Source organism: Streptomyces sp. NBC_01506, assembly GCF_045040295.1.
Classification (GTDB): Bacteria; Actinomycetota; Actinomycetes; order Streptomycetales; family Streptomycetaceae; genus Streptomyces.
In genome coordinates, this window is the sequence record NZ_CP109422.1 from 2,911,148 (window position 1) to 2,932,516 (window position 21,369).

The window sequence follows — 21,369 nt, forward strand, 5'->3', positions numbered from 1 at the left end:
TCATACCCGCGTGCCATTGTCGGCGTGACGGGCGGGCACGTCACCGGAGTTTCCGCCGCCCACCGGCCCGGCCGACCGGTCTCGTACCACCGCCACCGCGATCAGCGCGACGGCCAGACCGGCGGCGGTCTGCGGGCCGAAGGGCTCGCCGAACATGACCGCACCCCACACGGCTGTGACCGGCGCCATCAGGAACATCAGGGTGTTCACGCGCAGCACCCCGGAGCGGCGCAGAACCAGCCAGTACAAGCCGTATCCGCCGAACGTCGCCAGCAGTACCAGCCAGCCGACCGCCAGCCAGAAGGACGTCTCGGCGGGTGGCACCGCCGCGCCCGAGGCGGCGGCGAGGGCGGTGAAGACGACGGCGCTCGTGCCGCAGTGGATCGTCATGGCCACGGACGGCGCGACGGTCGTACGGGCGCGGCTCTCCAGGAACGTCGCGGCGACCAGCGACAGCATGCCGAGGAACGGCACCGCGTACGCCCACGGCGCGACGCCCCGTACCGCCGCCGCGTCGGCCGATGTGACGACGAGGACGCCCGTCACACCGAGGCACAGTCCCAGCCACTGCCGCCGGGAGACGTGCTGCCGCAGCAGCGGTCCGGCCAGCGCGCCCGCGACGAGCGGCTGCGTCCCGTCGATGAGGGCGGTCGTGCCGCTGGAGACGCCGAGCTGGATGGCGTAGTAGACGGTGAGGAGGTATCCGCTCTGCGACAGCGCGCCGATCACGCACTGCCGCAGCACGTCGCGCGCCGTCAGCCCGCGCCAGGCCGCGCGGGCGCGCACGGCGGCGACCGCCCCGAGGACCAGCGCCAGCGGCAGGAAGCGCCACATCAGGATCGTGACGGCGTCGGCGCTGCCGGCCCCGAGCTTGGCGCCGATGAAGCCCGAGCTCCAGCAGACGACGAACGCGACGGAGAGGAGGACGTTCATGAAAGGACACCACCGGTGACCGAGGAGACAGGTAGACCGATCTGTTTACTCACCTCCTGCACTATACAGATCGGTATACTTCTTGCATGAGCAGGAACAGCACCCCGAGACGGATCGTCATGACTCCCGGCGCGCGACGCGCCCTCGACGCCGCGTCGCGGCTTTTCTACGAGCACGGCATCCACGCCGTAGGCGTCGACCGCATCGCGGCCGAGGCCGGGGTCACCAAGAAGACGCTCTACGACCGGTTCGGCTCGAAGGAGCAGATCGTCGTGGAGTATCTGGCCGGCCGCGACGAGCGCTGGCGCGCGTTGCTGGACGAACGGCTGGCAGCGGCTCCGTCGTCCCCCGCCGAGCATGTCCTCGCGGTCTTCGCCGCCTCGCGCGCCTGGGCGGAGGCGAACGGCTCACGGGGATGCGGCATGATCAACGCCCACGCCGAGATCGACGACCCCCGGCATCCGGCGTACGCGATGATCACCGGCCAGAAGGCATGGATGCTGGAGCTGTTCACCAGCCTGGCTCGGGAGGTCCTGGCACCGGGCGAGGCGACCGCGTCCGAGGCGGCCGACCGCCTCGGACGTACGCTCATGCTGCTCCACGAGGGCGCGCTCGTCGCCCACGGCCTGGGCGTCTTCCCCGACGCCTTCGGGCTCGCGCGCGATCAGGCGCGGGTGGTGCTCGACTCGTACCTCTGACGGTCGGTCCCGGGGCGAGCGACCTGCGTTCGCCGTCGCCCCGGCAGCGTCCACGCCCGGTCCCCCAGCAGCGCGAGCGCGGCCGGCAGCAGTACGCCCCGTACGACCGTCGCGTCGATGAGGATCGCCACCGCCATCCCCGTACCGAGCATCTTGTACTCGATCGCGGACAGCGTCGTGAAGACCGAGAAGACGCCGACCATGATGACCGCCGCGCTGGTCACGACACCCGCGCTGGCGGCGATGCCGCCGACGATCGCCTCGCGGGTGGCGTCGGGGCCGCCGCCCGGCGAACCGGTCCACCGCTCGCGGATCCGGCTGAGGATGAAGATGTGGTAGTCCATGCTCAGCCCGAAGAGAATGATGAACATGAACAGCGGCAGCCAACTCACCACACCGCCATAGGCGTTGAAGTCCAGCAGCGACTCCAGCCGGCCACCCTGGAAGACCGCGACGAGCACCCCGTACGCCGCCCCGATCGACAGCAGATTCAGCGCGATCGACACCAGCGGCAGGGCGAGCGAGCGGAAGGCGACGACCAGCAGGGCGAAGGCCAGGACGAGGACGAAGCCGAAGACCAGCGGCGTCCGCGCGTTCACCTGCCGGGTGAAGTCGTACGGCATGGCGGTACGGCCCGCGACCGCGATCTCTGTCCCCTCCACCGCCCCCACCGTCGCGGGCAGCGCCCGCTCCCGCAGGAACTCCAGGGCCCGCATCGACTCCGGATCCGTACCGGCGCCGGCCAGCGGCACCCGTATGACCAGCGCCTCACCGACCGGCACCATCGTGATCGGCTCGCGCAGCGCCCCGTCACTGCGCGCGGCCTGCTCATGCAGCGCGTCGGCCGCCGCCCGCACCTGAGGCCCGTCGGCCGACACCACCACGCGCGCGGGCATGGCCACTCCGGGGAACACCTCCTGCATCCGGGCCCCCGCGTCGGCCGCCGCCGAGACGCCGCGCGGCAGGGACTGGATCTGCGTGGAGTCCTGGAGGTGCATCCCGAGCGCCGGCAGGGCCATGGCGGCGAGGACGACCGCCGCCGTACCGCCGGTGAGCAGCGGACGGCGTACGACGCGCTCCGCCACGGCCGTCCACAGGCGTGAGCGGCCCGCCGCCGTACGCCGCCGTCCCAACCACGGGATCCTGCCCCGGTCGATACGGTCACCGAGCGCGGCCACCAGCGCGGGCAGCGCCGTCACCGACCCGAGCACCGCCAGACCGACCACCAGGACGGTCCCGAGCGTGAGCCCCTTGAACACGTCAACTCCCGTGAACAGCAGGCCGGTCATGCACACCATCACCGTCAGACCGGAGACCACGACCGCGTGGCCCGAGGTGCGCGACGCGATCCGCAGCGCTTCTCGCACCGGATGCCCGGCCGCGCGCTCCTCGCGGATACGGCGCAGATAGAACAGCGAGTAGTCGATGCCCACCGCCATGCCGATGAGCAGCACGATCGCGGAGGAGGCGCTGTTGAACGGCACCCACCTGCCGAGCGTGTCCAGCAGCCCGAACGCGGCGGCCACGGCGGTCGCCGACAGCAGCAGCGGAATCCCGGCGGCGATCAGCGAGCCGAAGACGACGAGCAGGATGACGACGGTGAGCGGCAGCGAGGTGGTCTCGGCGCGCTTCATGTCGTCCTTGATGCCCTCGTCCACCGCCGACGCGAGGCTGGAGTCCCCGGCCTGGTCGACGCGCGCCTCGGGGTGCTGCCGCGTCACCTTCTCGACGGCGGCGAAGGCCGTCTGTTTGTGGGTGCCGAACTCGGCGTCGGGACCGGCGATCTCGAAGGTGACGAGGTCGGCCGTGCCGTCCTTCGAGACCCAGCGCCCGCCGTGTTCGCCGCTCGGCGACCCGACGTCCGTGACGGCGCCGGGCACCGCGCCCAGCGCCGCGACCAGGTCCTTGGTGACGGCGCGCCGGGTGTCGGGGTCCGCGCCCTCCCCGGCCCGGATCATCACACTCTCGCGTATCGAGTCACCGGCGTTCTGCGCGGAGACCATCCGCTGGCCCCGGCCCGCCTCGCCGGGGTCGGTGGACCTGACCTCGTCGCCGGGGAACAGCGAACTGGACATGACGGCGATGACGACCAGGAGCAGCCACGCGGCGATGGCCGCCGTACGGTGTCTGGCGGACCAGCCCGCGACGGACTCGACCAGTCCGGCGCGTGGGCGTTCTGATTTGATTCGGCGCAGCATTAGCTGCTCTCCTTCACTCGGAGGGTCGTATCCGTGGAGCTCGCCGCAGGGCGAGGTGGAGCGTCTTCCAGTACCCGGGCCGTCGAGTTGCCGCTCGGCGGCCCGGGGTTGTGTCGTGTCCTGTTCTGTTCTGCTCTGTCCTGCTCGGTCGCCGCGCTATTCGACGTCCTTGAGGATCCGTTCCAGCGATCCGGTGCGGCTCTGGAGATCGGTGAGCTGCCTGCCGAGGTCGGCGAGCTGCTTCTCCGTACGCTCCTGGCCCTCCACCGCCTGGGCGGCGAGCTGGCGGTACTCGTTCTCGCCGGCCCTGATCTCCCTGTTCCGGCGGCCCACGGTGAAGTGCCACAGCGTCAGCGTCACCACGATCAGCAGGAGCGCGAACAGCCCTACCGCGCCTATGACTTCCTGCCAGTCCTGTTCGTCTTCCATCAGGTGGCCCCTTTCTCTTCTCTCTCGTCCTTCTGGTTGCTCTGGTTGCCCTGATTGCTCTGATTGCTCTGATTGCTCTGATTGCTCAGCGTCTGTACGGCGGTGACGATGTCCTGCGGCGTCAGAAGGACCGCGAACGCGTTCACCTCGTAGAACTTCATGGCCTTTCCGTCCTCCGACAGCTCCAGCCGCGAGGTCACCAGACCGGCGGCTTCGAGCTTCTTGAGATGGACCTGGAGCAGCGCCCTGCTGATGTCCAACTCCCTGGCCAGTCGGCTGACGTAGTTACGTCCTCCGGCGAGCGCCGCGACGACGCGCAGCCGGTGGGGGTTGGACAGCGTCGCCAGTACGCGCACCAGTTCGTCGCCCGTGGGCACGGGTGGGCTCATCGCGACCTCCTGCACATGCAAAGAAAAGTTAGCAGGTGCCTACGCGAATTACTAACCCCGTTGTTCGACGGGAGCGAGAAGGAGGGAGAAGGCGGGCGAAGAGTGCGAAAAGCGGGCTCAGGCGGCCGGCGTATGCAGCAGCGGGCTCTTGTTGCGCGTCAGCCACTGGTGGTACACGACGGCCTGCGACGCCGCCTCGCGGTAGGCCGCCGCCAGGTCCGCGTACACCTCGGCGCCACCGGGGCCCTCCCCGCCACCCTCGGCGATGCCCGCGCCCTCGTACGCCCCCGGCCGCGAGAACAGCAGCAGCCGCACCCCCAGCGGGTCGTCCCGCAGCGGCCGTACGACCATGTCCTCGCGCGGGACCGACGTGGGCTGGCAGGGCGCCACCGCCTCGCCGACCGCGATCAGCGACGAGGCGGTGAGGTAATCCCCGTGCAGGACGGGCGGGTTGAGCCCCGCCGCGCTCAGTACGCGGCGCAGACCGTCCCACTCACCGTCCACGGTCGGATCGATCATCCACCGGTCGGCCGCCAGATCGGCCAGCTCCACTATCTGCCGGCCGGCCGCCGGATGGTCCCGGGCCAGCGAGATGAACTGCGGCTCCCGCTCGACCAGTACGCGCCGGTCGAGCCCCGGCGGCACGCGCAGCGGGCAGCCCTCCACCTCGTGCACGAACGCCACGTCGAGCCCGCCCGCCGCGACCTGCCGCAGCAGCGCGTTCGCCGAGACGTCCATCTGGAGCGAGATGTCGGTGTCCGGCAGCCGTTCGCGCAGCCTGCGCAGCCAGCCCGCCAGGGCGCGGCTCGCCGTCGAGCCGATCCGCAGCCGGGGACCGGCGGACCGGTCGGCCGCGGCTCGCGCCTCGCTGACGAGCACGGCCATCTGGGCGATCAGCGGGCGGGCGCGGCTGAGCACGGAGTGGCCGAGCAGCGTGGGCCGGCAGCCGGTGCGTTCACGGGAGAACAGCTCGGCGCCCAGTGAGTTCTCGATCCGCCGCAACTGCGTCGTCAGGGACGGCTGGCTCATGCCGAGCTGCCGGGCCGCTTTGTGCAGGCTGCCCGCGTCGGCTATGGCGCACAGCGCGCGCAGATGCCTGACCTCCAGCTCCATGTACCGAAGGGTAGGCCCGCCGTATGCGTCACGCCAGGGACCCAAAGCGCGGTAATTGCCTTTCATTCGCGGGAAATTGGGCGGGCCGACGCCGGGGGGATGCTCCGGTGCTATCGCCCTTCGGCATCATCCGCGACGGCGCCGCGGGGCACGACACTCTCCCTACCGAACCCGTTCGTCGGACGAGTAGGAGCCCCCCATATGAGATACCCCAAGACGGCGCTTTCCGCGATCTGCGGAATCTCTCTCGCCTTCGCGACCGCCCTCACCGCCACCCCGGCCGCCGCCGCCGACCCCACCGGCGCCACCCCCGCCACCACCTCGTACGCGGCGTACGAGGGCTCGTCGGAAGACTCGGCCGCGACCGAAGCCTTCTACGAGGCCGTCCTGAAGTCGGTCGCCGAGAAGCGTGCCGCCAATCCCGGCGCGCTCGCGGTCACCGTCGTGTACGACGCCTCCGGCGCCCCGTCGTTCGCCGGGCAGATAGCCAGCAGCACCCAGATCTGGAACAGCGCCGTCGCCAACGTGCGGCTCCAGCAGGGCAGTAACGCCGACTTCACCTACCACGAGGGCAACGACCCGCGTGGCTCGTACGCGAGTACGGACGGGCACGGGCGCGGCTATATCTTCCTGGACTACCGGCAGAACCAGGTGTACAACTCCACGCGCGTGACCGCCCATGAGACCGGGCACGTGCTCGGCCTCCCGGACAACTACTCGGCCCCGTGCAGCAAGCTGATGTCGGGCGGCGGCCCCGGCCCGTCCTGCACCAACCCGCAGCCGGACGCCGCCGAGCGCAGCCGCGTCAACACCCTCTGGGCGAACGGCTTCGCGGCCGCGCTGGCCAAGGTGTCCTGACGCGTCACTGATCCGTCGCTGATCCGTCGCGATCCGGCGCCGGTCCGCCACCGATCGTCGGATCGCGAACCCCCCACCGGATCAGGCGTCGAAATCGGGCGTGCCGGTACTCGCTGGTCGAGTACCGGCACGCCCGTGGTGCGTCCGCGGTCCAGCAGGTGCCGGCGGTGCGCGCCAAGGTCAGGGTCAGCTCGTGAGGTTCATCCGCACCATCGACACCAGCTCCTCCTCCGACATCCCCAACTCGCGTGCCTCGGCGACCAGTTCACGTACCCGCTCCAGCAGCTTGGCCCGTCCGGGCGAGACCGGTCCCGGCACGACCACCGCGCCCCGGCCCCTGCGGAGTTCGATCAGGCCCTCCTCGCGCAGCCGCTGGTAACCGCGCAGCACCGTATGGACGTTGACGCCGAGCGAGTCGGCGAGCGCCCGCGCCGCCGGGAGGCGGTCACCGGGGTTCACCGTGCCGTCGGCGATGGCACCGCGCACGGACCCCGCGATCTGGTCGCCGAGCGGCACGGAGGACGCCGGGTCCACCCGGAAGAGCACGTCAGCCCCTCTTCCGCCGGTCGGCGAGCGTGTTGAGCAGCGCGGCGGCGGTCGCCGAATCGCCCACCGTGACGGCGAACTCCCGGCCGTTGGTGCGTCGCACCACGATCGCCTCCCCCGAGCGCAGCACGAACCCGGTGCGCTTGTGGCGGATCCGGTAGCCCCAACCGCCGAAGTCCGCCACGGCGTTGATACGGCGGCTGCTCGCCGTCTCGACGGCGTCGAGCGGGACCCGTATCCGTGGCCAGGACAGCACGCCCATACGGACGGTGAGCCCGTGCCGGTCGACCGACACGTGCGCGGAGGCGAAGACCAGGAGCAGCAAGCCGATGACGAACACGAAAGGACCGTACCGCCAGCCTGCGAGGACCACCACGAACACCCCGGCGACCAGCGTCACCAGACCGCCCGCGAGCAGCGCGCCGGACCCGGTCCGCCGGGACCAGCCGGCCAGTTCACCGTCCGCCAGGTCGATCCTGGCCGTGCCGTCGTCCCCGGCGGGTTCGGGCTTCGGGTCCGGTACGAAGCGGGTGAGCAGCAGGCCCACGCCGGCCGCCGCCAGACCGACGGCCACCGCGACGCCGAGCTGCCACGGCGGGAGGCGGACGGCGGAGCTGTCGGTCGCGTCGAGATTGGCGAAAAGCGTCGCGGTGAGCGCGTATCCCAGGAGCCCGGACAGCCCCCAGCCTCCCGCCGTGAGCCCCTTCACCCCGCGTGCGGTGAGGGGACTGCCGAGCGCCGCCACGACCCACAGGACGCCGACGCCGGCGAAGAGTGCGACGGCGCCGCCGAGGAACGCGGTACGGGACATGGACGCGCGGTCGGAGTCACCGGACAGGTCGAAGTGGGCGGCGAGCGAGTCGGGCAACCGGTCCCCGAGGGTGAGGAAAACGGTCAGATGGACGACGAGCGCCACCAGGAACGGCGCGACGGTGACGGTCGCGAGGCGCATACGAGCCTGGTTCATAAAACCTCCCTTGTTCGCATACTACTAGAACAAGTATCGAGGCACAAAGCAACCGCCCCGGCAGGCGTCATGCACCTGCCGGGGCGGTCGAGGGGTGGTTCTCGGGGTGGTTCGTACCTCTGGGGAGGTCAGGCGTTCACCAGGATCCTGCCCCCGAATTCCGTGTCGTCGGGCAACTGCCGCTTGATCCGGTCGAGGGCGTCACGGAACCCTCCCCCGACGATGCCCGACTCGTAGGCCGCCCCGCCGCAGCGCAGCGTGAGGCTCAGCTCAGCGCGGCCCGAGGGTGTGCCCGACGGACGCTCACCGAGCGTCAGCAGGCAGCTCAGCGTGGCCTGTTGGACCGTGCCGCCCGCACTGACGGGCATGGGTATGTCCCACTCCAGCACGCACGACGACAACACCCCGCCCGCCTCCGTGGGTTCGAGCACGGAGAAATCGGCCCCCTCGTAAGCAACTCCCCTGATGTGGGTGCGGACTTGCCGCCCGTCCGCGATGATCGCGATGGGTTCCGCACCGCGGCGGTCCCGATACCAGCCCGCCCATGACTCCGTCGACTCCGCTGTCATGGCGCGGACTGTAGCGGTACGGGACGCTCCGCCGCCGCGTGGGTCACCGCTTGCGGCTGTATGTCCTGACGACTACTCCGTTGCCGAAGGTGCGGTTGGATTCCAGCGCGAACTCGGTCTGGGCGTACTTCGTGCCGAACATGGGCATTCCGGAGCCGAGGATGAGCGGGTACGACTTGACGACCAGCTCGTCCACCTCGTCGAACAGCTCGGCCGCGAGGTTCGCGCCGCCGCAGAGGTAGATCCCGAGCCCTTCCTCCCGCTTCAACTCCCTGATCCTGGCGGCGACATCGCCGGACACGATCTCCACGGCCGGGTCAGGGTTCGTGAGGGTCCGCGACGCCACGAGCTGACGCATGTGCGCGTACGGACTGGTGATGCCTTCCTTGAGGGCCACGTCGTAACTGCGCCGGCCCTGGATGACCGTGTCGAACTGCTGGTTCTCCAGGTGGCCGAGATTGAAATGCCGGCGGCCGGGCGTCGACAGCGTCTCCGGATACTCCGCCTTGAGGAAGTCGAAGTACTCCTCGTCGACGTAACGGGTGAAGAACTCCGCCTCACCACTGGGGTCGCCGATGAAACCGTCGATCGACGCTGCGATGAAATAGCTGAGCTTGCGCAAGTCTGTCCTCTTTTGCGATGGGCGAAGGATTAAGAGACGCCATGTCCGGTACCCGGCATGACCACTCCATCCATAGTGCTTCACCCGTAGTGGTTACGCAAGCCCCTTCTCCGCCCGCACCGATCCCGGCCCACCCGGCGAGCACTCCAAACCGGCCCGGCGGGCACTCCAACCCCGCCCGGCGATTGAGGACACCACCCACCGACCGGAACCAATCCAGCCCGTCCGGCGATTGAGGACGAACCGGCCACCGGCCGGACCCGGGCAGAGCCAACCCCGATCGCAGAACTACCGCGTCCGACGTGTCACATACTCCGCCAGCGCCAACAAATCACCCGCCGCCCCCAAGTCCGGCACCGCCGTGGACAGTTGCTGGACCGCCCGCGACATCCGGTCCGCCGCCTGCGCCTGCGCCCAGTCGCGCCCGCCGGCCCGCTCGACCGCCGACGCCGCGCGCGCGACGGCGGCCTCGTCCATCGGGCGCCGGTAGAGATCCGCCAGCTCCTCGGCTGCCGGGTGCCCCGAGACCAGCGAGGCGACGACCGGCAACGACTTCTTGTGGGCGACCAGATCCGCACCGGCCGGCTTGCCCGTACGGTCCGGGTCGCCCCAGATCCCGATGAGATCGTCGATGAGCTGGAACGCCAGCCCCGCCTCCCGCCCGAACGCGTCGAGCGCGGCCACCTCCTCGTCCCCCGCGTCCGCGTAGAGCGCGCCCAGAGCACACGAAGTGCCCAGCAGCGCACCGGTCTTGGCCATCGCCATCGTCAGGCACTCGTCCAGCGAGACATCCTGCGGCCCGCGCAGCTCCAGCGCGCAGTCCGTCTGCTGTCCGGCGCACAGCTCGATGACGCAGTCGGTGAGCCGCACGGCGGCCGGGGACGAGGCCGGATGACGGTCCTCGGCCAGCAGCCGCAGCGCCAGCGCCTGGAGCGCGTCGCCGGCGATGATCGCGTCGGTGGTGCCGAAGACCGTCCAGGCCGTGGGCCGGTGTCTTCGGGTCGGGTCCTCGTCGATGACATCGTCGTGCAGCAGGGTGAAGTTGTGCGCCAGCTCCACGGCGACCGCCGCCGGGACGGCGCGGTGCGGCTCCCCGCCGAGAGCCCGTGTCGCCGCGAGCACGAGAGCGGGCCTGATCGCCTTCCCCGCGCCGCCCGCCGCCGGCGACCCGTCGGCCCGCTGCCAGCCGAAGTGGTATCTCACGACACGGCGTATCGCCGGTGGCAACGACTCGACGGCCGCGCGCAGTTCGGGTTGGACGACGCTACGCGAGCGCTCCAGGAGCGCCACGGCCTCATGGCCGTCGGTAGCGGCATCCGCACTGGTCATGGTCACGTTCGCTTCCTCATCAGCCGGACATGCCCTGGAGCCGGGCGGGGCCCGCCCGCCGTACGGACGCACGGAACCTACGCACGTATGGACGCACGTACGGAAACGGGCCCCACCCGGTGACGTCACTCAGGTCATGTCAGGTCACCCCCAGCGGCTCACTTCCACGTTCTCCAGGACACCGAGGGCGTCCGGCACGAGAATCGCCGCCGAGTAATAGGCCGTGACCAGGTAGGAGATAATCGCCTGCTCGTCGATGCCCATGAACCGCACCGACATGCTGGGCTCGATCTCGTCCGGGATACCGCTCTGCTGGAGCCCGATGACGCCCTGCTCGGTCTCGCCCGTACGCATACAGATGATCGAGGTCGTCCGGGTGTCCGAGACCGGGATCTTGTCGCACGGGAAGATCGGCACACCGCGCCAGGCCGGCACCTGATGGCCCGCGACATCCACCGTCGTCGGATTGAGCCCCCGCTTGTTGCACTCGCGCCCGAAGGCGGCGATGGCCCTCGGGTGCGCAAGGAACATCTTCGAGCCACGGCGGCGGGACAGCAGCTCGTCCATGTCGTCCGGGGTGGGCGCGCCCTCGTGCGGCTGGATCCGCTGGCCGTAGTCGCAGTTGTTCAGCAGGCCGAACTCGCGGTTGTTCACCAGCTCGTACTCCTGGCGCTCGCGCAGCGCCTCGACCGTGAGCCGCAACTGCTGCTCGGTCTGGTTCATCGGCTGGTTGTAGAGGTCGGCGACCCTGCTGTGGACCTTCAGCACGGTCTGCGCGACGCTCAGCTCGTACTCCCGCGGCGCCCCCTCGTAGTCCACGAACGTATGAGGCACCACCGCCTCGCCGACATGGCCGGCGGACAGGTCGATCGCCGCCTCGCCGTACTTGTTGGTCCGCTGCTCGGGGATGGACGCGAGCGCGTCCAGATGGCCGCGCAGCGACTGCGCACGCTCCGCGAGGTTCAGCACGTCCTGCCGGGTCAGCACGAGCACCGTGCACGCCGTCGCCGCGCGGGCCGTGTACAGCCAGGTGGCCTCGTCGTCCACCAGCGCCTGATCCCCGAAGTACGCCCCGTCGGCGAGGACTTCGAGCACCGTCTCGTCCCCGTACGGCCCCTCGCCGACCTTCTCCACCTTGCCGTGCGCCAGCAGATACACCCGGTCCGCCGGTCCGCCGGCGGCGGCCACGGTCTGGCCCGGGGCGAACTCCTGCTGTTCGCAGCGGTTCGCCAGCTCGGCCAGTGCCTCCTCGTCCTCGAAGCCACGCAGCGCGGGCAGTTCGCCCAGCTCCGCCGGGATGACCGCCACCCGGTCGCCGGTCTGCACGAATGTCACGCGTCCGTCGCCCACCGCGTAGCTGAGCCGGCGGTTCACCCGGTACGTACCGCCCTGCACCTGCACCCAGGGCAGCATCCGCAGCAGCCACCGTGAGGTGATCTCCTGCATCTGCGGCGCCGACTTCGTGGTGGTCGCCAGGTTCCGCGCCGCGGCCGTTCCCAGACTCTGCTGGGAAGGCGGCTCCACTGTACGGACCTCGTCACCAACCGACATGTAACTCCCTCTCGATTCATGGGCTGACCTGCGTGAAAAGCTTTGCATCACGTGTAGTTGTCGCGCCATCACACAAATGAGTGGGACTGGATCACCGCGGTCGGGGCACGTTTGCGGCTTCTGTCATCCACGGCCCACGCACGGCCGAAAGTGACCGGATCGGCTCGTACAGCGTGCGAATCGGTGGTCCACCCGGCCGCGTTCGGGTAAGAGCCACCGGTAGGAGAAGTTCCACATCCACCGCTCAGGGAGGCGGCCATGGCGACACCCATGTCTGCGAGCAGCTTCATCCGCGCGCTGAAGAACGAAGGGCTGAGCGTCGTCGAGGTCGGCGACTGGCGTACGCACAACCGCAACCACGTGGGGCCCTGGGGCCCGGTCCACGGCGTGATGATGCACCACACGGTCACCAAGGGCACCGCGAAGACGGTCCGCATCTGCCGTGACGGCTACGCGGGGCTGCCGGGCCCGCTGTGCCACGGCGTCATCGCCAAGGACGGCAAGGTCCATCTGGTCGGCTACGGCCGGGCCAACCACGCGGGCAGCGGCGATGACGACGTCCTGCGCGCCGTCATCGCCGAGAAGGCCCTGCCGCCGGACAACGAGGCCAACACCGACGGCAACCGCCACTTCTACGGCTTCGAGTGCGAGAACCTCGGCGACGGCAAGGACCCGTGGCCCGCCGTCCAGGTCGAGGCCATGGAAGCCGCGGCCGCCGCCGTCTGCCGCGTCCACGACTGGAACGGCCCCTCGGTCATCGGCCACCTGGAGTGGCAGCCCGGCAAGATCGACCCCAGAGGCGTCTCGATGGCCGGCCTGCGCCGGCGCGTCGACGAACGGCTGAGCCAGGGGTAAAGCCTGATCCGCCCGAAGCAGGCCACCGCACCGGCGCGACAATGGATGTGTGCCTCCGCAAGCGCTCGACCTCGCCTCCTTGCGACCACGGCTGCCTTCACCCCTGCGGCCCGTCGAGGACGAGCGCTTCACCCGCCGCGGCGTACGGCTGCTGCTCAAGCGTGACGATCTGATCCACCCCGCCCTCGCGGGCAACAAGTGGCGCAAACTCGAACCGAATCTGCGGGCCGCCGCCCACGGCGGGCACCGTGTCCTGCTGACCTTCGGCGGCGCCTACTCCAACCATCTGCGCGCCACCGCCGCCGCGGGGCGACTGCTGGGCTTCGCGACGGTCGGCGTCGTACGGGGCGACGAGCTGGCCACCCGCCCGCTGAACCCGTCGCTCGCCCGGTGCGCGGCCGACGGCATGCGGCTGCGTTTCGTGGACCGGGCGACCTACCGCCGTAAGACCGAGCCCTCCGTACTGAGGACGATCCTGGCCGCCGCCGTCGACGGGCTCCCGGTGCCCCGCGAGCGCGTGTACGTCGTTCCCGAGGGCGGCAGCAACTCCCTTGCCGCGCAGGGCTGTACGGCCCTGGGGCGGGAGCTGCGCGGGGCCGCCGACGTGGTGGGCGTCGCCTGCGGCACCGGTGGCACCCTCGCGGGCCTGGCCGCCGGTCTCGCCCCCGGACAGCGCGCCGTCGGCTTCCCCGTACTGAAGGGCGGCTTTCTGGCCGGGGAGGTCCGCGCCCTCCAGTCGGCGGCCTTCGGCGGCCCCCGGGGCGACTGGTGGCTGGACGAGCGCTTCCACTCGGGCGGCTACGCCCGTACGACGCCCGCTCTCGACGCCTTCGCCGCCGACTTCGAGGACCGGCACGCGCTGCCCGTCGAGCGCCTGTACGTCGCCAAGATGCTCCACGGCCTGACCACCCTCGCCGAGGAGGGCGCCTTCCCGCCGGGCAGCACGGTCGCCGCCGTCGTCACCGGCCGCCCCCCGGAGCCGTCCGAGCGCCCCGGACCCGGCGCCGACGGCGCTCAGTCGGCCTCCTCCCGGTAGGCCGCGGCCTCCTCCAGGTCCAGCCGGCGCAGCAGCGTCCGCAGCATCTCGTCGTCGATCCGCCGCTCGTCGCGCAGCGTCACGAAGACCTCCCGCTCGGCGCCGATCATCTCCCTGGACAGCCGCTGATAGGTACGGTCGGCGGATTCGCCGGTGAGTTCGTTGACGGTGCCCAGCCGCTCCCACACCGAGTTCCGCCGCCGCTCCAGCACGTCCCGCAGCCGGTTCGCCAACGGTTCGGCCAGCGCGTTGTGTTCGTCGGCGAGCAGTTCGTCCAGCCGCTGCTCCGCCGCCACCGACGCCTGATTCTGTGCCTGCGCCTCGGCCAGCGTCTCGGCGTACGGGTCGCGCCCCGGCAGCTTCAGCAGCCTGATCAGCGCGGGCAGCGTGAGGCCCTGGACGACCAGGGTGGCGATGACGGTCGTGAACGCCAGGAACAGGACGAGATTGCGGGTCGGGAAGGCGTCACCGCTGTGCGTGGTCAGCGGGATGGAGAAGGCGATGGCCAGCGACACCACGCCGCGCATCCCGGCCCAGCCGATGATCAGTGGTGCCCGCCAGGTCGTGTCCGGTTCTCGCTCCCTGATCCGCTTCGACAGCAGGCGCGGCACGAAGGTGGCCGGAAAGACCCAGAGATAGCGGACCGCGACGACGGCGACGAACACCCCGACGGCGTAACCGGCGACCTCCAATCCACCGTAGGAGCCGAGCCCCTTCAGTACATAGGGCAACTGGAGCCCGATCAGCGCGAAGACGACGGACTCCAGGATGAAGGAGACCATCTTCCACACGGCTTCCTCCTGGAGCCGGGTCGCGAAGTCGACCTGCCAGGACCGGTGTCCGAGATAGAGCCCGACCACGACGACGGCCAGCACCCCCGACGCGCCCACCTGTTCGGCCACCGCGTAGGCGACGAAGGGGATGAGCAGCGAGAGCGTGTTCTGGAGCAGCGCCTCCCGCAGATGTGTACGGAGCCAGTGGATCGGCACCATCAGTACGAAGCCGACGCCGAGTCCTCCCAAAGAGGCCAGCGCGAACTCGCCGAGCCCGCCGGCCCAGCTCGCGCCTTCCCCCACGGCCGCCGCGAGCGCCACCTTGAACGCGGTGATCGCGGTCGCGTCGTTCACCAGCGACTCGCCCTGGAGGATGGTCGTCATCCGGCTCGGCAGCCCCAGTTTGCGGGCGATCGCGGTGGCGGCCACCGCGTCCGGCGGCGCGATGACGGCGCCGAGCACCAGGGCGGCGGTCAGCGGCATGTCGGGGATGAACAGATAGGCGAGATAGCCGACGGCGAGCGTCGCGAAGAGGACGTATCCCACGGAGAGCAGTCCGACAGGCCGCACATTGGCCCGCAGATCGAGATACGAGCTGTCCACGGCGGCCATGTGCAGCAGGGGCGGCAGCAGCAGCGGCAGGACGATGTGCGGGTCGAGTACGTAGCTGGGCACGCCCGGGACGTACGCGGCGCCGAGTCCCGCCGTGACCAGGAGCAGCGGGGCCGGCACGGGCGTCCTGCGCGCCAGTGCGGCGATCACCGCGCTTCCCGCCACGAGGGCGATCAACTGCAACGGGTCCATCCCACCGTCCTTGGCTGCGTCGTAATCTGGCCATCATGAGTGAGTGTCGGCATGTTGCCGGCCTCCCACGCCCCGGACCATGATGCGTGGCTTCGAGCCAGGTGGGAGGTGGCGTTGGTGCTTTGTCGACGGTTCGATCGTCCGAGGCGTGGGTACGTCAACCATCCGCCGGTTCTTCGCAATTGATTCCCACACACCCCTAGCCACTGTCCGTACTCATATGCCTACTATGAGTAACTGACCGCTCGGTGCGGCCCGGGGGTCCCTGCGACACGGGACCATGGATCGCGATAGCGTCGCCAGTCCAGACCGGCCGCGTGCCGACCACGTACCGCGAGGCTTCGGGCGTTTTTCTTCCGGAGCCCTTGAGAAGCTTGTGCCACCTTGGAGGTGAGGGTGTCCCAGATCGCAGGCGAGCCCGGGACCCAGGACTTCGTGGAAGTCCGGCTGCCCGCTGCGGGTGCCTACCTGTCCGTGCTGCGTACGGCTACGGCCGGACTGGCAGCACGTTTGGACTTCACCCTCGACGAGATCGAGGACCTGCGCATCGCGGTTGACGAAGCCTGCGCGATCCTGCTGCAACAGGCCGTTCCGGGCTCCGTCCTCAGTTGTGTGTTCCGGCTCATCGACGACTCGCTCGAAGTGACCGTCTCGGCGCCGACGACGGACGGGCGCGCGCCGGAGCGTGACACGTTCGCGTGGACCGTGCTCTCGGCCCTCGCGGGCAAGGTCGACGCGACGGTCGCCGACGACCGTACGGTCGCCATCAGCCTGTACAAACAGCGCGGCGCGGGACCCGGGCCGGCGTGAGGAACGGGGACGGTCCGGTGCGTGACGAGGAGCGGGTCCCGCAGGATCCGCGCGAGGGGCATGAGGTTCCGGCGGATCCGGCGCTCGTGCCGTCGGGCATTCCGGAGCAGCAGGCCCGGCCCCATCCGGTGGACGGGCCTGACGGCCAGACGGCCGGGGCGGAGCAGGAGCGGGCAGAGCGGGCGGCCACGATGAGCGAGCACAGGCAACACGATCCACATGACCGCAGCGGGGCGCGGGCGATGTTCATCGAGCTGCGCAAGCTGCCCGAGGACTCGCCGGAACGGGCGCTGCTGCGCAATCAACTGGTGCGGATGCATCTGCCGCTCGTGGAGCATCTGGCCCGCCGGTTCCGCAATCGCGGCGAGCCGCTGGACGATCTGACGCAGGTCGCGACGATCGGCCTGATCAAGTCGGTGGACCGGTTCGATCCGGAGCGGGGTGTCGAGTTCTCGACGTACGCCACGCCCACGGTCGTCGGCGAGATCAAGCGGCACTTCCGTGACAAGGGCTGGGCGGTGCGGGTGCCGCGCCGTCTTCAGGAGTTGCGGCTGTCGCTGACGACGGCGACGGCCGAACTCTCCCAGCAGCACGGCCGTTCGCCGACGGTGCACGAGTTGGCGGAACGGTTGGGCATCTCCGAGGAAGAGGTCCTCGAGGGGCTGGAGTCGGCCAACGCGTACAGCACGCTGTCGCTGGACGTGCCCGACACGGACGACGAGTCCCCGGCGGTGGCGGACACGCTCGGCTCGGAGGACGAGGCGCTGGAGAGCGTCGAGTACCGCGAGTCGCTGAAGCCTCTGTTGGAGGATCTGCCGCCGAGGGAGAAGCGGATTCTGCTGCTGCGTTTCTTCGGCAACATGACGCAGTCGCAGATCGCGCAGGAGGTCGGCATCTCGCAGATGCATGTCTCCCGTCTGCTGGCGCGGACGCTGGCCCAACTGCGCGAGAAGCTGCTCGTGGAGGAGTGAGAAAGTTCTCGATCGCCGGACGGGTCGCAATTCGGGCCCGTCCGGTCGGCATTTCAAGCCCGTCCGGCGATCGAGGACAAGCGCGGCCGACGAGCCGCGCGACCCGGTCAACGCTCCCGGGCCACAGCCTTACGCCCTGTCTTACGCCGCGTTCGGGCCCCGGATGCCGAGCGCCTTGGCGGTCGCCGGGTTCAGCAGCAGGACGAGCGCCGTGACGGCGACCACCGCGAGCGCGATCCCGGCCGGGATGAACGCGCCGCTGGAGTTCAGCAGCGTCCAGGCGACCGGCAGCGCCATGAACTGGGTGACGAGCGCGGGGCCGCGGCTCCAGCTCCGGCGCAGCAGCAGCCCCCGGGCGGCGAGCAGCGGAATGACGGCCAGCGCGATGAGGGTGAGACCGCCCGTCTCTGCCTGCTGCGGGCTGTCGGGCTGCCCCAGCAGACCCATGGCGAGCATGTATCCGCCGCCGACGACGAGCGCGAGGGCTTCGAGCCCGGCGCAGGCCGCCGCCGCGGTCAGTCGGCCGGGGCGCGGGGTGGGGTCGGGGGTGTTCCGCTCACTGCTGCTCACCCCAGCAGGGTAGCGGCCGGCTGCCGGTGACCGGCCGGCCCCCGGCGGGGGCGGGCGGTCCGCCCGGGGCGGGGGCAGGGGTCCGTGGCCGGTAATCTCCTCCGTATGCGCGCACTCCTTGTGGTCAATCCGGCAGCAACCACCACCAGTGCCCGCACACGCGACGTACTCATCCACGCGCTCGCCAGCGAGATGAAGCTGGAGGCGGTGACGACCGAGTACCGGGGTCACGCCCGGGATCTGGGACGGCGCGCGGCGGACTCCGACGACATCGAGCTGGTCGTCGCCCTCGGCGGCGACGGCACGGTCAACGAGGTCGTCAACGGCCTTCTGCACGGCGGTCCGGACCCCGACCGGCTGCCGAAGTTGGCTGTCGTGCCGGGTGGTTCGACGAATGTCTTCGCCCGCGCGCTCGGACTGCCCAATGACGCCGTGGAGGCGACCGGCGCCATTTTGGACGCGCTGAGTAGCCGCAGCGAACGTACGGTCGGTCTGGGACTGGCGGCCGGCACTCCGGGGACGGACGACGAGTCGGTTCCCGCACGCTGGTTCACTTTCTGCGCGGGGCTGGGATTCGACGCGGGAGTGGTCGGCCGAGTCGAACAGCAGCGGGAGCGCGGTAAGCGTTCGACGCACGCGCTCTATGTGCGCCAGGTGGTACGGCAGTTCCTCGACGAGCCCCATCGCAGACACGGCATGATCACCCTCGTGCGCCCCGGCGAGAAGCCGGTCACAGACCTCGTGCTGTCCATAGTCTGCAACACCGCTCCCTATTCCTACCTGGGCAATCGTCCGCTGTACGCGTCGCCGGGCGCCTCGTTCGACACCGCTCTGGACGTGCTCGGACTCAGCAAGTTGTCGACTCCGGCGGTGGCTCGTTATGCGACGCAGTTGCTCAATTCGACCCCCGAACGGGGGCCGCACGGCAGGCACGCGGTTTCGCTGCACGACCTGACCGACTTCACCTTGCAATCGAAGGTCCCACTGCCCTTCCAGATGGATGGCGACCACCTGGGACTGCGAACGAGCGTGACGTTCACAGGCGTACGCCGTGCACTGCGTGTGATTGTGTGAGTGGAAGTGGGGAAAGTCCTTTCACTCGAACGTTTAGGCTGGCCTCCACCCCATGGAAGTACGGCTGTGACCGAGTCGACACCGAGGAATCAAAAAAAACTTTCCTGAAGGGGTTGTATCCGCCGCCGAGGTTTGCGAATCTCTACATGGCGCTCGGGACGGCCCGCAACACCGGCCTCCACTGAGCACCAGAACCCCCTCCTCAAACCAGGACCACACCAGTTCATCTGGGAGTCGGCCCTTCCCTTGTCGGGGGATTCGTGAAAGCGTTCACATTCACAAGCAATCCGCACGTAACACCAAGAGAGGTAGCAGCCATGGACTGGCGTCACAACGCCGTTTGCCGCGAGGAAGACCCCGAGCTCTTCTTCCCCATCGGCAACACCGGTCCTGCGCTGCTGCAGATCGAGGAAGCCAAGGCCGTCTGCCGTCGCTGCCCCGTCATGGAGCAGTGCCTGCAGTGGGCGCTCGAGTCCGGTCAGGACTCGGGTGTCTGGGGTGGCCTCAGCGAGGACGAGCGCCGCGCGATGAAGCGCCGTGCCGCTCGCAATCGGGCGCGTAACGCGACCGCCTGAGCCCCCGCCACCGACCTTGAGCCCGGCGGCGCGTACAGCGTGTACGCATAACCCCGCCCCCGAACCGCAGCGCGCAGTACCCCCCGATGCGCAACGTCACAGAGCTTGAGGCCGAGCCCCGGACCGTCACCACGGTCCGGGGCTCGTTGCTGTGAAAGACGTTCAGGCGTCGGTCACTTGTGCGGCTCGACCGGGATGTCGAGGATCACCCGCGTGCCCTTCTCCCGGCCGGGAAGCATGTCGAATCCGCCGCCCAACTCCCCTTCCACCAGCGTCCGTACGATCTGTAGCCCCAGATTGCCGGCCCGTCGCGGGTCGAAGCCCTCGGGCAGTCCGCGCCCGTCGTCCTGGACGGTGATGAGCAGCCGGGCGTCCGAACGGCGGCCGTCGGCGGGGCGTTTGGCGGCGGACCCGCCGCTGCGGACGGCATGCACCTCGACCGTGCCGCGCTCCCCCGTCGCGAAGGCGTGCTCCAGCGCGTTCTGCAGGATCTCGGTGAGAACCATCGACAGCGGCGTGGCCACCTCGGCGTCCAGAATCCCGAACCGGCCGGTGCGGCGCACCGTCTTGCCGGGCGAGATCTCCGACACCATCGCGAGCACCCGGTCCGCGATCTCGTCGAACTCGACGCGTTCGTCCAGATTCTGAGAAAGCGTCTCATGGACGATGGCGATGGAACCGACCCTCCGTACGGCCTCGTTGAGGGCTTCGCGGCCCTGCTCCGAGTCCATCCGGCGGGCCTGGAGCCTGAGCAGCGCGGCGACCGTCTGGAGGTTGTTCTTCACCCGATGGTGGATCTCCCGGATCGTGGCGTCCTTCGTTATCAACTCGCGTTCACGTCGCCGCAGTTCGGTGACGTCACGGAGCAGGATCAGCGAGCCGATCCGGGTGCCCTTCGGCCTGAGCGGGATGGCGCGCAGTTGGATGACGCCGCCACTGCTCTCCACCTCGGTCTCGCGCGGGGCGTAGCCGCTGGCCAGTTTGACCATGGCCTCGTCCACCGGGCCGCGCGCCGGGGCCAGTTCGTCGGTCGTCTGTCCGAGGTGATGTCCCACCAAGTCGGACGCGAGTCCCAGCCGGTGATACGCGGACAGGGCGTTGGGGCTGGCGTACTGGACGACGCCGTCGACGTCGAGCCGGATCAGCCCGTCGCCGACGCGCGGCGAGGCGTCCATGTCGACCTGCTGGCCGGGGAAGGGAAACGATCCGGCGGCGATCATCTGCGCGAGGTCGGAGGCGGACTGGAGGTAGGTCAGCTCCAGCCGGCTGGGGGTGCGGACCGTGAGCAGGTTGGTGTTGCGGGCGATCACGCCGAGGACGCGGCCCTCGCGGCGTACGGGGATGGACTCGACCCGCACCGGGACCTCCTCGCGCCACTCCGGGTCCCCCTCCCGCACGATCCGGCCCTCGTCCAGCGCGGCGTCCAGGAGCGGCCTGCGGCCCCGGGGGACGAGATGGCCGACCATGTCGTCCTGGTAGGACGTGGGGCCCGTGTTGGGCCGCATCTGGGCCACGGAGACATAGCGGGCGCCGTCGCGGGTGGGGACCCACAGGACGAGGTCCGCGAAGGACAGGTCGGAGAGCAGTTGCCACTCCGAGACCAGCAGATGGAGCCATTCGAGGTCGGACTCGGTCAGGGCGGTGTGCTGGCGTACGAGGTCGTTCATGGAGGGCACACAGGCGAGCGTACCCGCGAGGT

General features: G+C 69.9%; 22 protein-coding genes. 8 read left to right on the plus strand and 14 right to left on the minus strand.

Annotated elements, in window-relative coordinates:
* Positions 1–933, minus strand: a complete 933-nt coding sequence (locus OG329_RS12375; RefSeq protein WP_405794877.1) for a DMT family transporter — start codon at positions 931–933, stop codon at positions 1–3.
* A gap of 86 nt (positions 934–1,019) precedes the next feature.
* Here OG329_RS12375 and OG329_RS12380 point away from each other — a divergent pair, with 86 nt between their 5' ends.
* On the plus strand, positions 1,020–1,631 hold the full coding sequence (locus OG329_RS12380; RefSeq protein ID WP_405794878.1) for a TetR/AcrR family transcriptional regulator: 612 nt from the start codon (positions 1,020–1,022) through the stop codon (positions 1,629–1,631).
* On the opposite strand, the gene OG329_RS12385 is transcribed toward OG329_RS12380, so the two are convergent.
* The 4 genes from OG329_RS12385 to OG329_RS12400 form a co-directional block, all read right to left on the minus strand.
* Complete coding sequence (locus tag OG329_RS12385; protein ID WP_405794880.1) at positions 1,598–3,829, minus strand: MMPL family transporter; 2,232 nt, start codon at positions 3,827–3,829, stop codon at positions 1,598–1,600. The two genes, OG329_RS12380 and OG329_RS12385, sit on opposite strands and share 34 nt — an antisense overlap.
* A gap of 156 nt (positions 3,830–3,985) precedes the next feature.
* Entirely contained in the window at positions 3,986–4,258 is a 273-nt protein-coding gene (locus tag OG329_RS12390; protein ID WP_405794881.1) for a hypothetical protein, read from the minus strand.
* Entirely contained in the window at positions 4,258–4,647 is a 390-nt protein-coding gene (locus tag OG329_RS12395; RefSeq protein ID WP_405794883.1) for an ArsR/SmtB family transcription factor, read from the minus strand. Before OG329_RS12395 ends, OG329_RS12390 begins: the two co-directional genes overlap by 1 nt.
* Before the next feature lie 117 nt (positions 4,648–4,764).
* Positions 4,765–5,760: a LysR family transcriptional regulator gene (locus OG329_RS12400; RefSeq protein WP_405794884.1), complete on the minus strand. Its 996-nt coding sequence runs from the start codon at positions 5,758–5,760 to the stop codon at positions 4,765–4,767.
* Positions 5,761–5,961: 201 nt separating this feature from the next.
* Between OG329_RS12400 and snpA the strand changes: the two genes are divergently transcribed.
* Complete coding sequence (gene snpA / locus OG329_RS12405) at positions 5,962–6,618, plus strand: snapalysin (protein WP_405794885.1); 657 nt, start codon at positions 5,962–5,964, stop codon at positions 6,616–6,618.
* A 186-nt stretch (positions 6,619–6,804) separates the two neighbouring features.
* Here snpA and OG329_RS12410 read toward each other — a convergent pair whose 3' ends face one another.
* The 6 genes from OG329_RS12410 to OG329_RS12435 all read right to left on the minus strand — a co-directional run bounded on the left by OG329_RS12410 (position 6,805) and on the right by OG329_RS12435 (position 12,202).
* On the minus strand, positions 6,805–7,164 hold the full coding sequence (locus tag OG329_RS12410) for a GntR family transcriptional regulator (RefSeq protein ID WP_405794887.1): 360 nt from the start codon (positions 7,162–7,164) through the stop codon (positions 6,805–6,807).
* 1 nt (position 7,165) lies between these two features.
* Entirely contained in the window at positions 7,166–8,131 is a 966-nt protein-coding gene (locus OG329_RS12415; RefSeq protein WP_405794889.1) for a DUF1648 domain-containing protein, read from the minus strand.
* Between the two features lie 128 nt (positions 8,132–8,259).
* Positions 8,260–8,700 carry a DUF6304 family protein gene (locus OG329_RS12420; protein ID WP_405794890.1) on the minus strand — a complete coding sequence of 147 codons (441 nt, stop codon included), beginning with the start codon at positions 8,698–8,700 and terminating at the stop codon, positions 8,260–8,262.
* Between the two features lie 43 nt (positions 8,701–8,743).
* Positions 8,744–9,322, minus strand: coding sequence for a dihydrofolate reductase family protein (locus OG329_RS12425; RefSeq protein WP_405794892.1), 579 nt, complete (start codon positions 9,320–9,322; stop codon positions 8,744–8,746).
* Between the two features lie 288 nt (positions 9,323–9,610).
* On the minus strand, positions 9,611–10,651 hold the full coding sequence (locus OG329_RS12430) for a family 2 encapsulin nanocompartment cargo protein polyprenyl transferase (RefSeq protein WP_405801791.1): 1,041 nt from the start codon (positions 10,649–10,651) through the stop codon (positions 9,611–9,613).
* A gap of 144 nt (positions 10,652–10,795) precedes the next feature.
* Positions 10,796–12,202, minus strand: coding sequence for a family 2B encapsulin nanocompartment shell protein (locus OG329_RS12435; RefSeq protein WP_405794894.1), 1,407 nt, complete (start codon positions 12,200–12,202; stop codon positions 10,796–10,798).
* A gap of 270 nt (positions 12,203–12,472) precedes the next feature.
* On the opposite strand from OG329_RS12435, the gene OG329_RS12440 reads away from it, so the two are divergent.
* On the plus strand, positions 12,473–13,057 hold the full coding sequence (locus tag OG329_RS12440) for an N-acetylmuramoyl-L-alanine amidase (protein WP_405794895.1): 585 nt from the start codon (positions 12,473–12,475) through the stop codon (positions 13,055–13,057).
* 49 nt (positions 13,058–13,106) lie between these two features.
* Positions 13,107–14,093, plus strand: coding sequence for a 1-aminocyclopropane-1-carboxylate deaminase/D-cysteine desulfhydrase (locus OG329_RS12445; protein ID WP_405794896.1), 987 nt, complete (start codon positions 13,107–13,109; stop codon positions 14,091–14,093).
* Here the strand turns inward: OG329_RS12445 and OG329_RS12450 are convergent.
* Positions 14,072–15,670 (minus strand): Na+/H+ antiporter, encoded by a 1,599-nt coding sequence (locus OG329_RS12450; protein ID WP_405794897.1) that lies wholly within the window; start codon positions 15,668–15,670, stop codon positions 14,072–14,074. The two genes, OG329_RS12445 and OG329_RS12450, sit on opposite strands and share 22 nt — an antisense overlap.
* Before the next feature lie 396 nt (positions 15,671–16,066).
* Between OG329_RS12450 and OG329_RS12455 the strand changes: the two genes are divergently transcribed.
* Both OG329_RS12455 and OG329_RS12460 read left to right on the plus strand, forming a co-directional pair.
* A complete protein-coding gene (locus OG329_RS12455; protein WP_023538758.1) occupies positions 16,067–16,480 on the plus strand; it encodes an anti-sigma regulatory factor in 414 nt (137 codons plus the stop codon).
* Complete coding sequence (locus tag OG329_RS12460; RefSeq protein ID WP_405794898.1) at positions 16,477–17,451, plus strand: RNA polymerase sigma factor SigF; 975 nt, start codon at positions 16,477–16,479, stop codon at positions 17,449–17,451. The genes OG329_RS12455 and OG329_RS12460 overlap by 4 nt, the downstream gene beginning before the upstream one ends.
* Positions 17,452–17,592: 141 nt before the next feature.
* Here OG329_RS12460 and OG329_RS12465 read toward each other — a convergent pair whose 3' ends face one another.
* Positions 17,593–18,021: a hypothetical protein gene (locus OG329_RS12465; protein ID WP_405794900.1), complete on the minus strand. Its 429-nt coding sequence runs from the start codon at positions 18,019–18,021 to the stop codon at positions 17,593–17,595.
* A gap of 105 nt (positions 18,022–18,126) precedes the next feature.
* Between OG329_RS12465 and OG329_RS12470 the strand changes: the two genes are divergently transcribed.
* Together OG329_RS12470 and OG329_RS12475 are read left to right on the plus strand one after the other, a co-directional pair.
* Complete coding sequence (locus tag OG329_RS12470) at positions 18,127–19,095, plus strand: diacylglycerol/lipid kinase family protein (protein WP_405794901.1); 969 nt, start codon at positions 18,127–18,129, stop codon at positions 19,093–19,095.
* A 317-nt stretch (positions 19,096–19,412) separates the two neighbouring features.
* Entirely contained in the window at positions 19,413–19,670 is a 258-nt protein-coding gene (locus OG329_RS12475) for a WhiB family transcriptional regulator (protein ID WP_004937597.1), read from the plus strand.
* A 173-nt stretch (positions 19,671–19,843) separates the two neighbouring features.
* Here the strand turns inward: OG329_RS12475 and OG329_RS12480 are convergent, their stop codons facing one another.
* The gene (locus OG329_RS12480; RefSeq protein ID WP_405801793.1) at positions 19,844–21,337 is read right to left on the minus strand and encodes a histidine kinase N-terminal domain-containing protein; all 1,494 of its coding nucleotides are present in this window, start codon (positions 21,335–21,337) and stop codon (positions 19,844–19,846) included.
* Positions 21,338–21,369: the final 32 nt, after the last annotated feature.

Excerpts from the sequence above, each read along its gene's own strand:
- OG329_RS12375 (WP_405794877.1), bottom strand. The coding sequence starts at position 933 with ATGAACGTCCTCCTCTCCGTCGCGTTCGTCGTCTGCTGGAGCTCGGGC.
- OG329_RS12380 (WP_405794878.1), top strand. The coding sequence starts at position 1,020 with ATGAGCAGGAACAGCACCCCGAGACGGATCGTCATGACTCCCGGCGCG.
- OG329_RS12385 (WP_405794880.1), bottom strand. The coding sequence starts at position 3,829 with ATGCTGCGCCGAATCAAATCAGAACGCCCACGCGCCGGACTGGTCGAG.
- OG329_RS12390 (WP_405794881.1), bottom strand. The coding sequence starts at position 4,258 with ATGGAAGACGAACAGGACTGGCAGGAAGTCATAGGCGCGGTAGGGCTG.
- OG329_RS12395 (WP_405794883.1), bottom strand. The coding sequence starts at position 4,647 with ATGAGCCCACCCGTGCCCACGGGCGACGAACTGGTGCGCGTACTGGCG.
- OG329_RS12400 (WP_405794884.1), bottom strand. The coding sequence starts at position 5,760 with ATGGAGCTGGAGGTCAGGCATCTGCGCGCGCTGTGCGCCATAGCCGAC.
- snpA (WP_405794885.1), top strand. The coding sequence starts at position 5,962 with ATGAGATACCCCAAGACGGCGCTTTCCGCGATCTGCGGAATCTCTCTC.
- OG329_RS12415 (WP_405794889.1), bottom strand. The coding sequence starts at position 8,131 with ATGAACCAGGCTCGTATGCGCCTCGCGACCGTCACCGTCGCGCCGTTC.
- OG329_RS12420 (WP_405794890.1), bottom strand. The coding sequence starts at position 8,700 with ATGACAGCGGAGTCGACGGAGTCATGGGCGGGCTGGTATCGGGACCGC.
- OG329_RS12430 (WP_405801791.1), bottom strand. The coding sequence starts at position 10,651 with ATGACCAGTGCGGATGCCGCTACCGACGGCCATGAGGCCGTGGCGCTC.
- OG329_RS12435 (WP_405794894.1), bottom strand. The coding sequence starts at position 12,202 with ATGTCGGTTGGTGACGAGGTCCGTACAGTGGAGCCGCCTTCCCAGCAG.
- OG329_RS12440 (WP_405794895.1), top strand. The coding sequence starts at position 12,473 with ATGTCTGCGAGCAGCTTCATCCGCGCGCTGAAGAACGAAGGGCTGAGC.
- OG329_RS12450 (WP_405794897.1), bottom strand. The coding sequence starts at position 15,670 with ATGGACCCGTTGCAGTTGATCGCCCTCGTGGCGGGAAGCGCGGTGATC.
- OG329_RS12470 (WP_405794901.1), top strand. The coding sequence starts at position 18,127 with ATGCGCGCACTCCTTGTGGTCAATCCGGCAGCAACCACCACCAGTGCC.
- OG329_RS12475 (WP_004937597.1), top strand. The coding sequence starts at position 19,413 with ATGGACTGGCGTCACAACGCCGTTTGCCGCGAGGAAGACCCCGAGCTC.
- OG329_RS12480 (WP_405801793.1), bottom strand. The coding sequence starts at position 21,337 with ATGAACGACCTCGTACGCCAGCACACCGCCCTGACCGAGTCCGACCTC.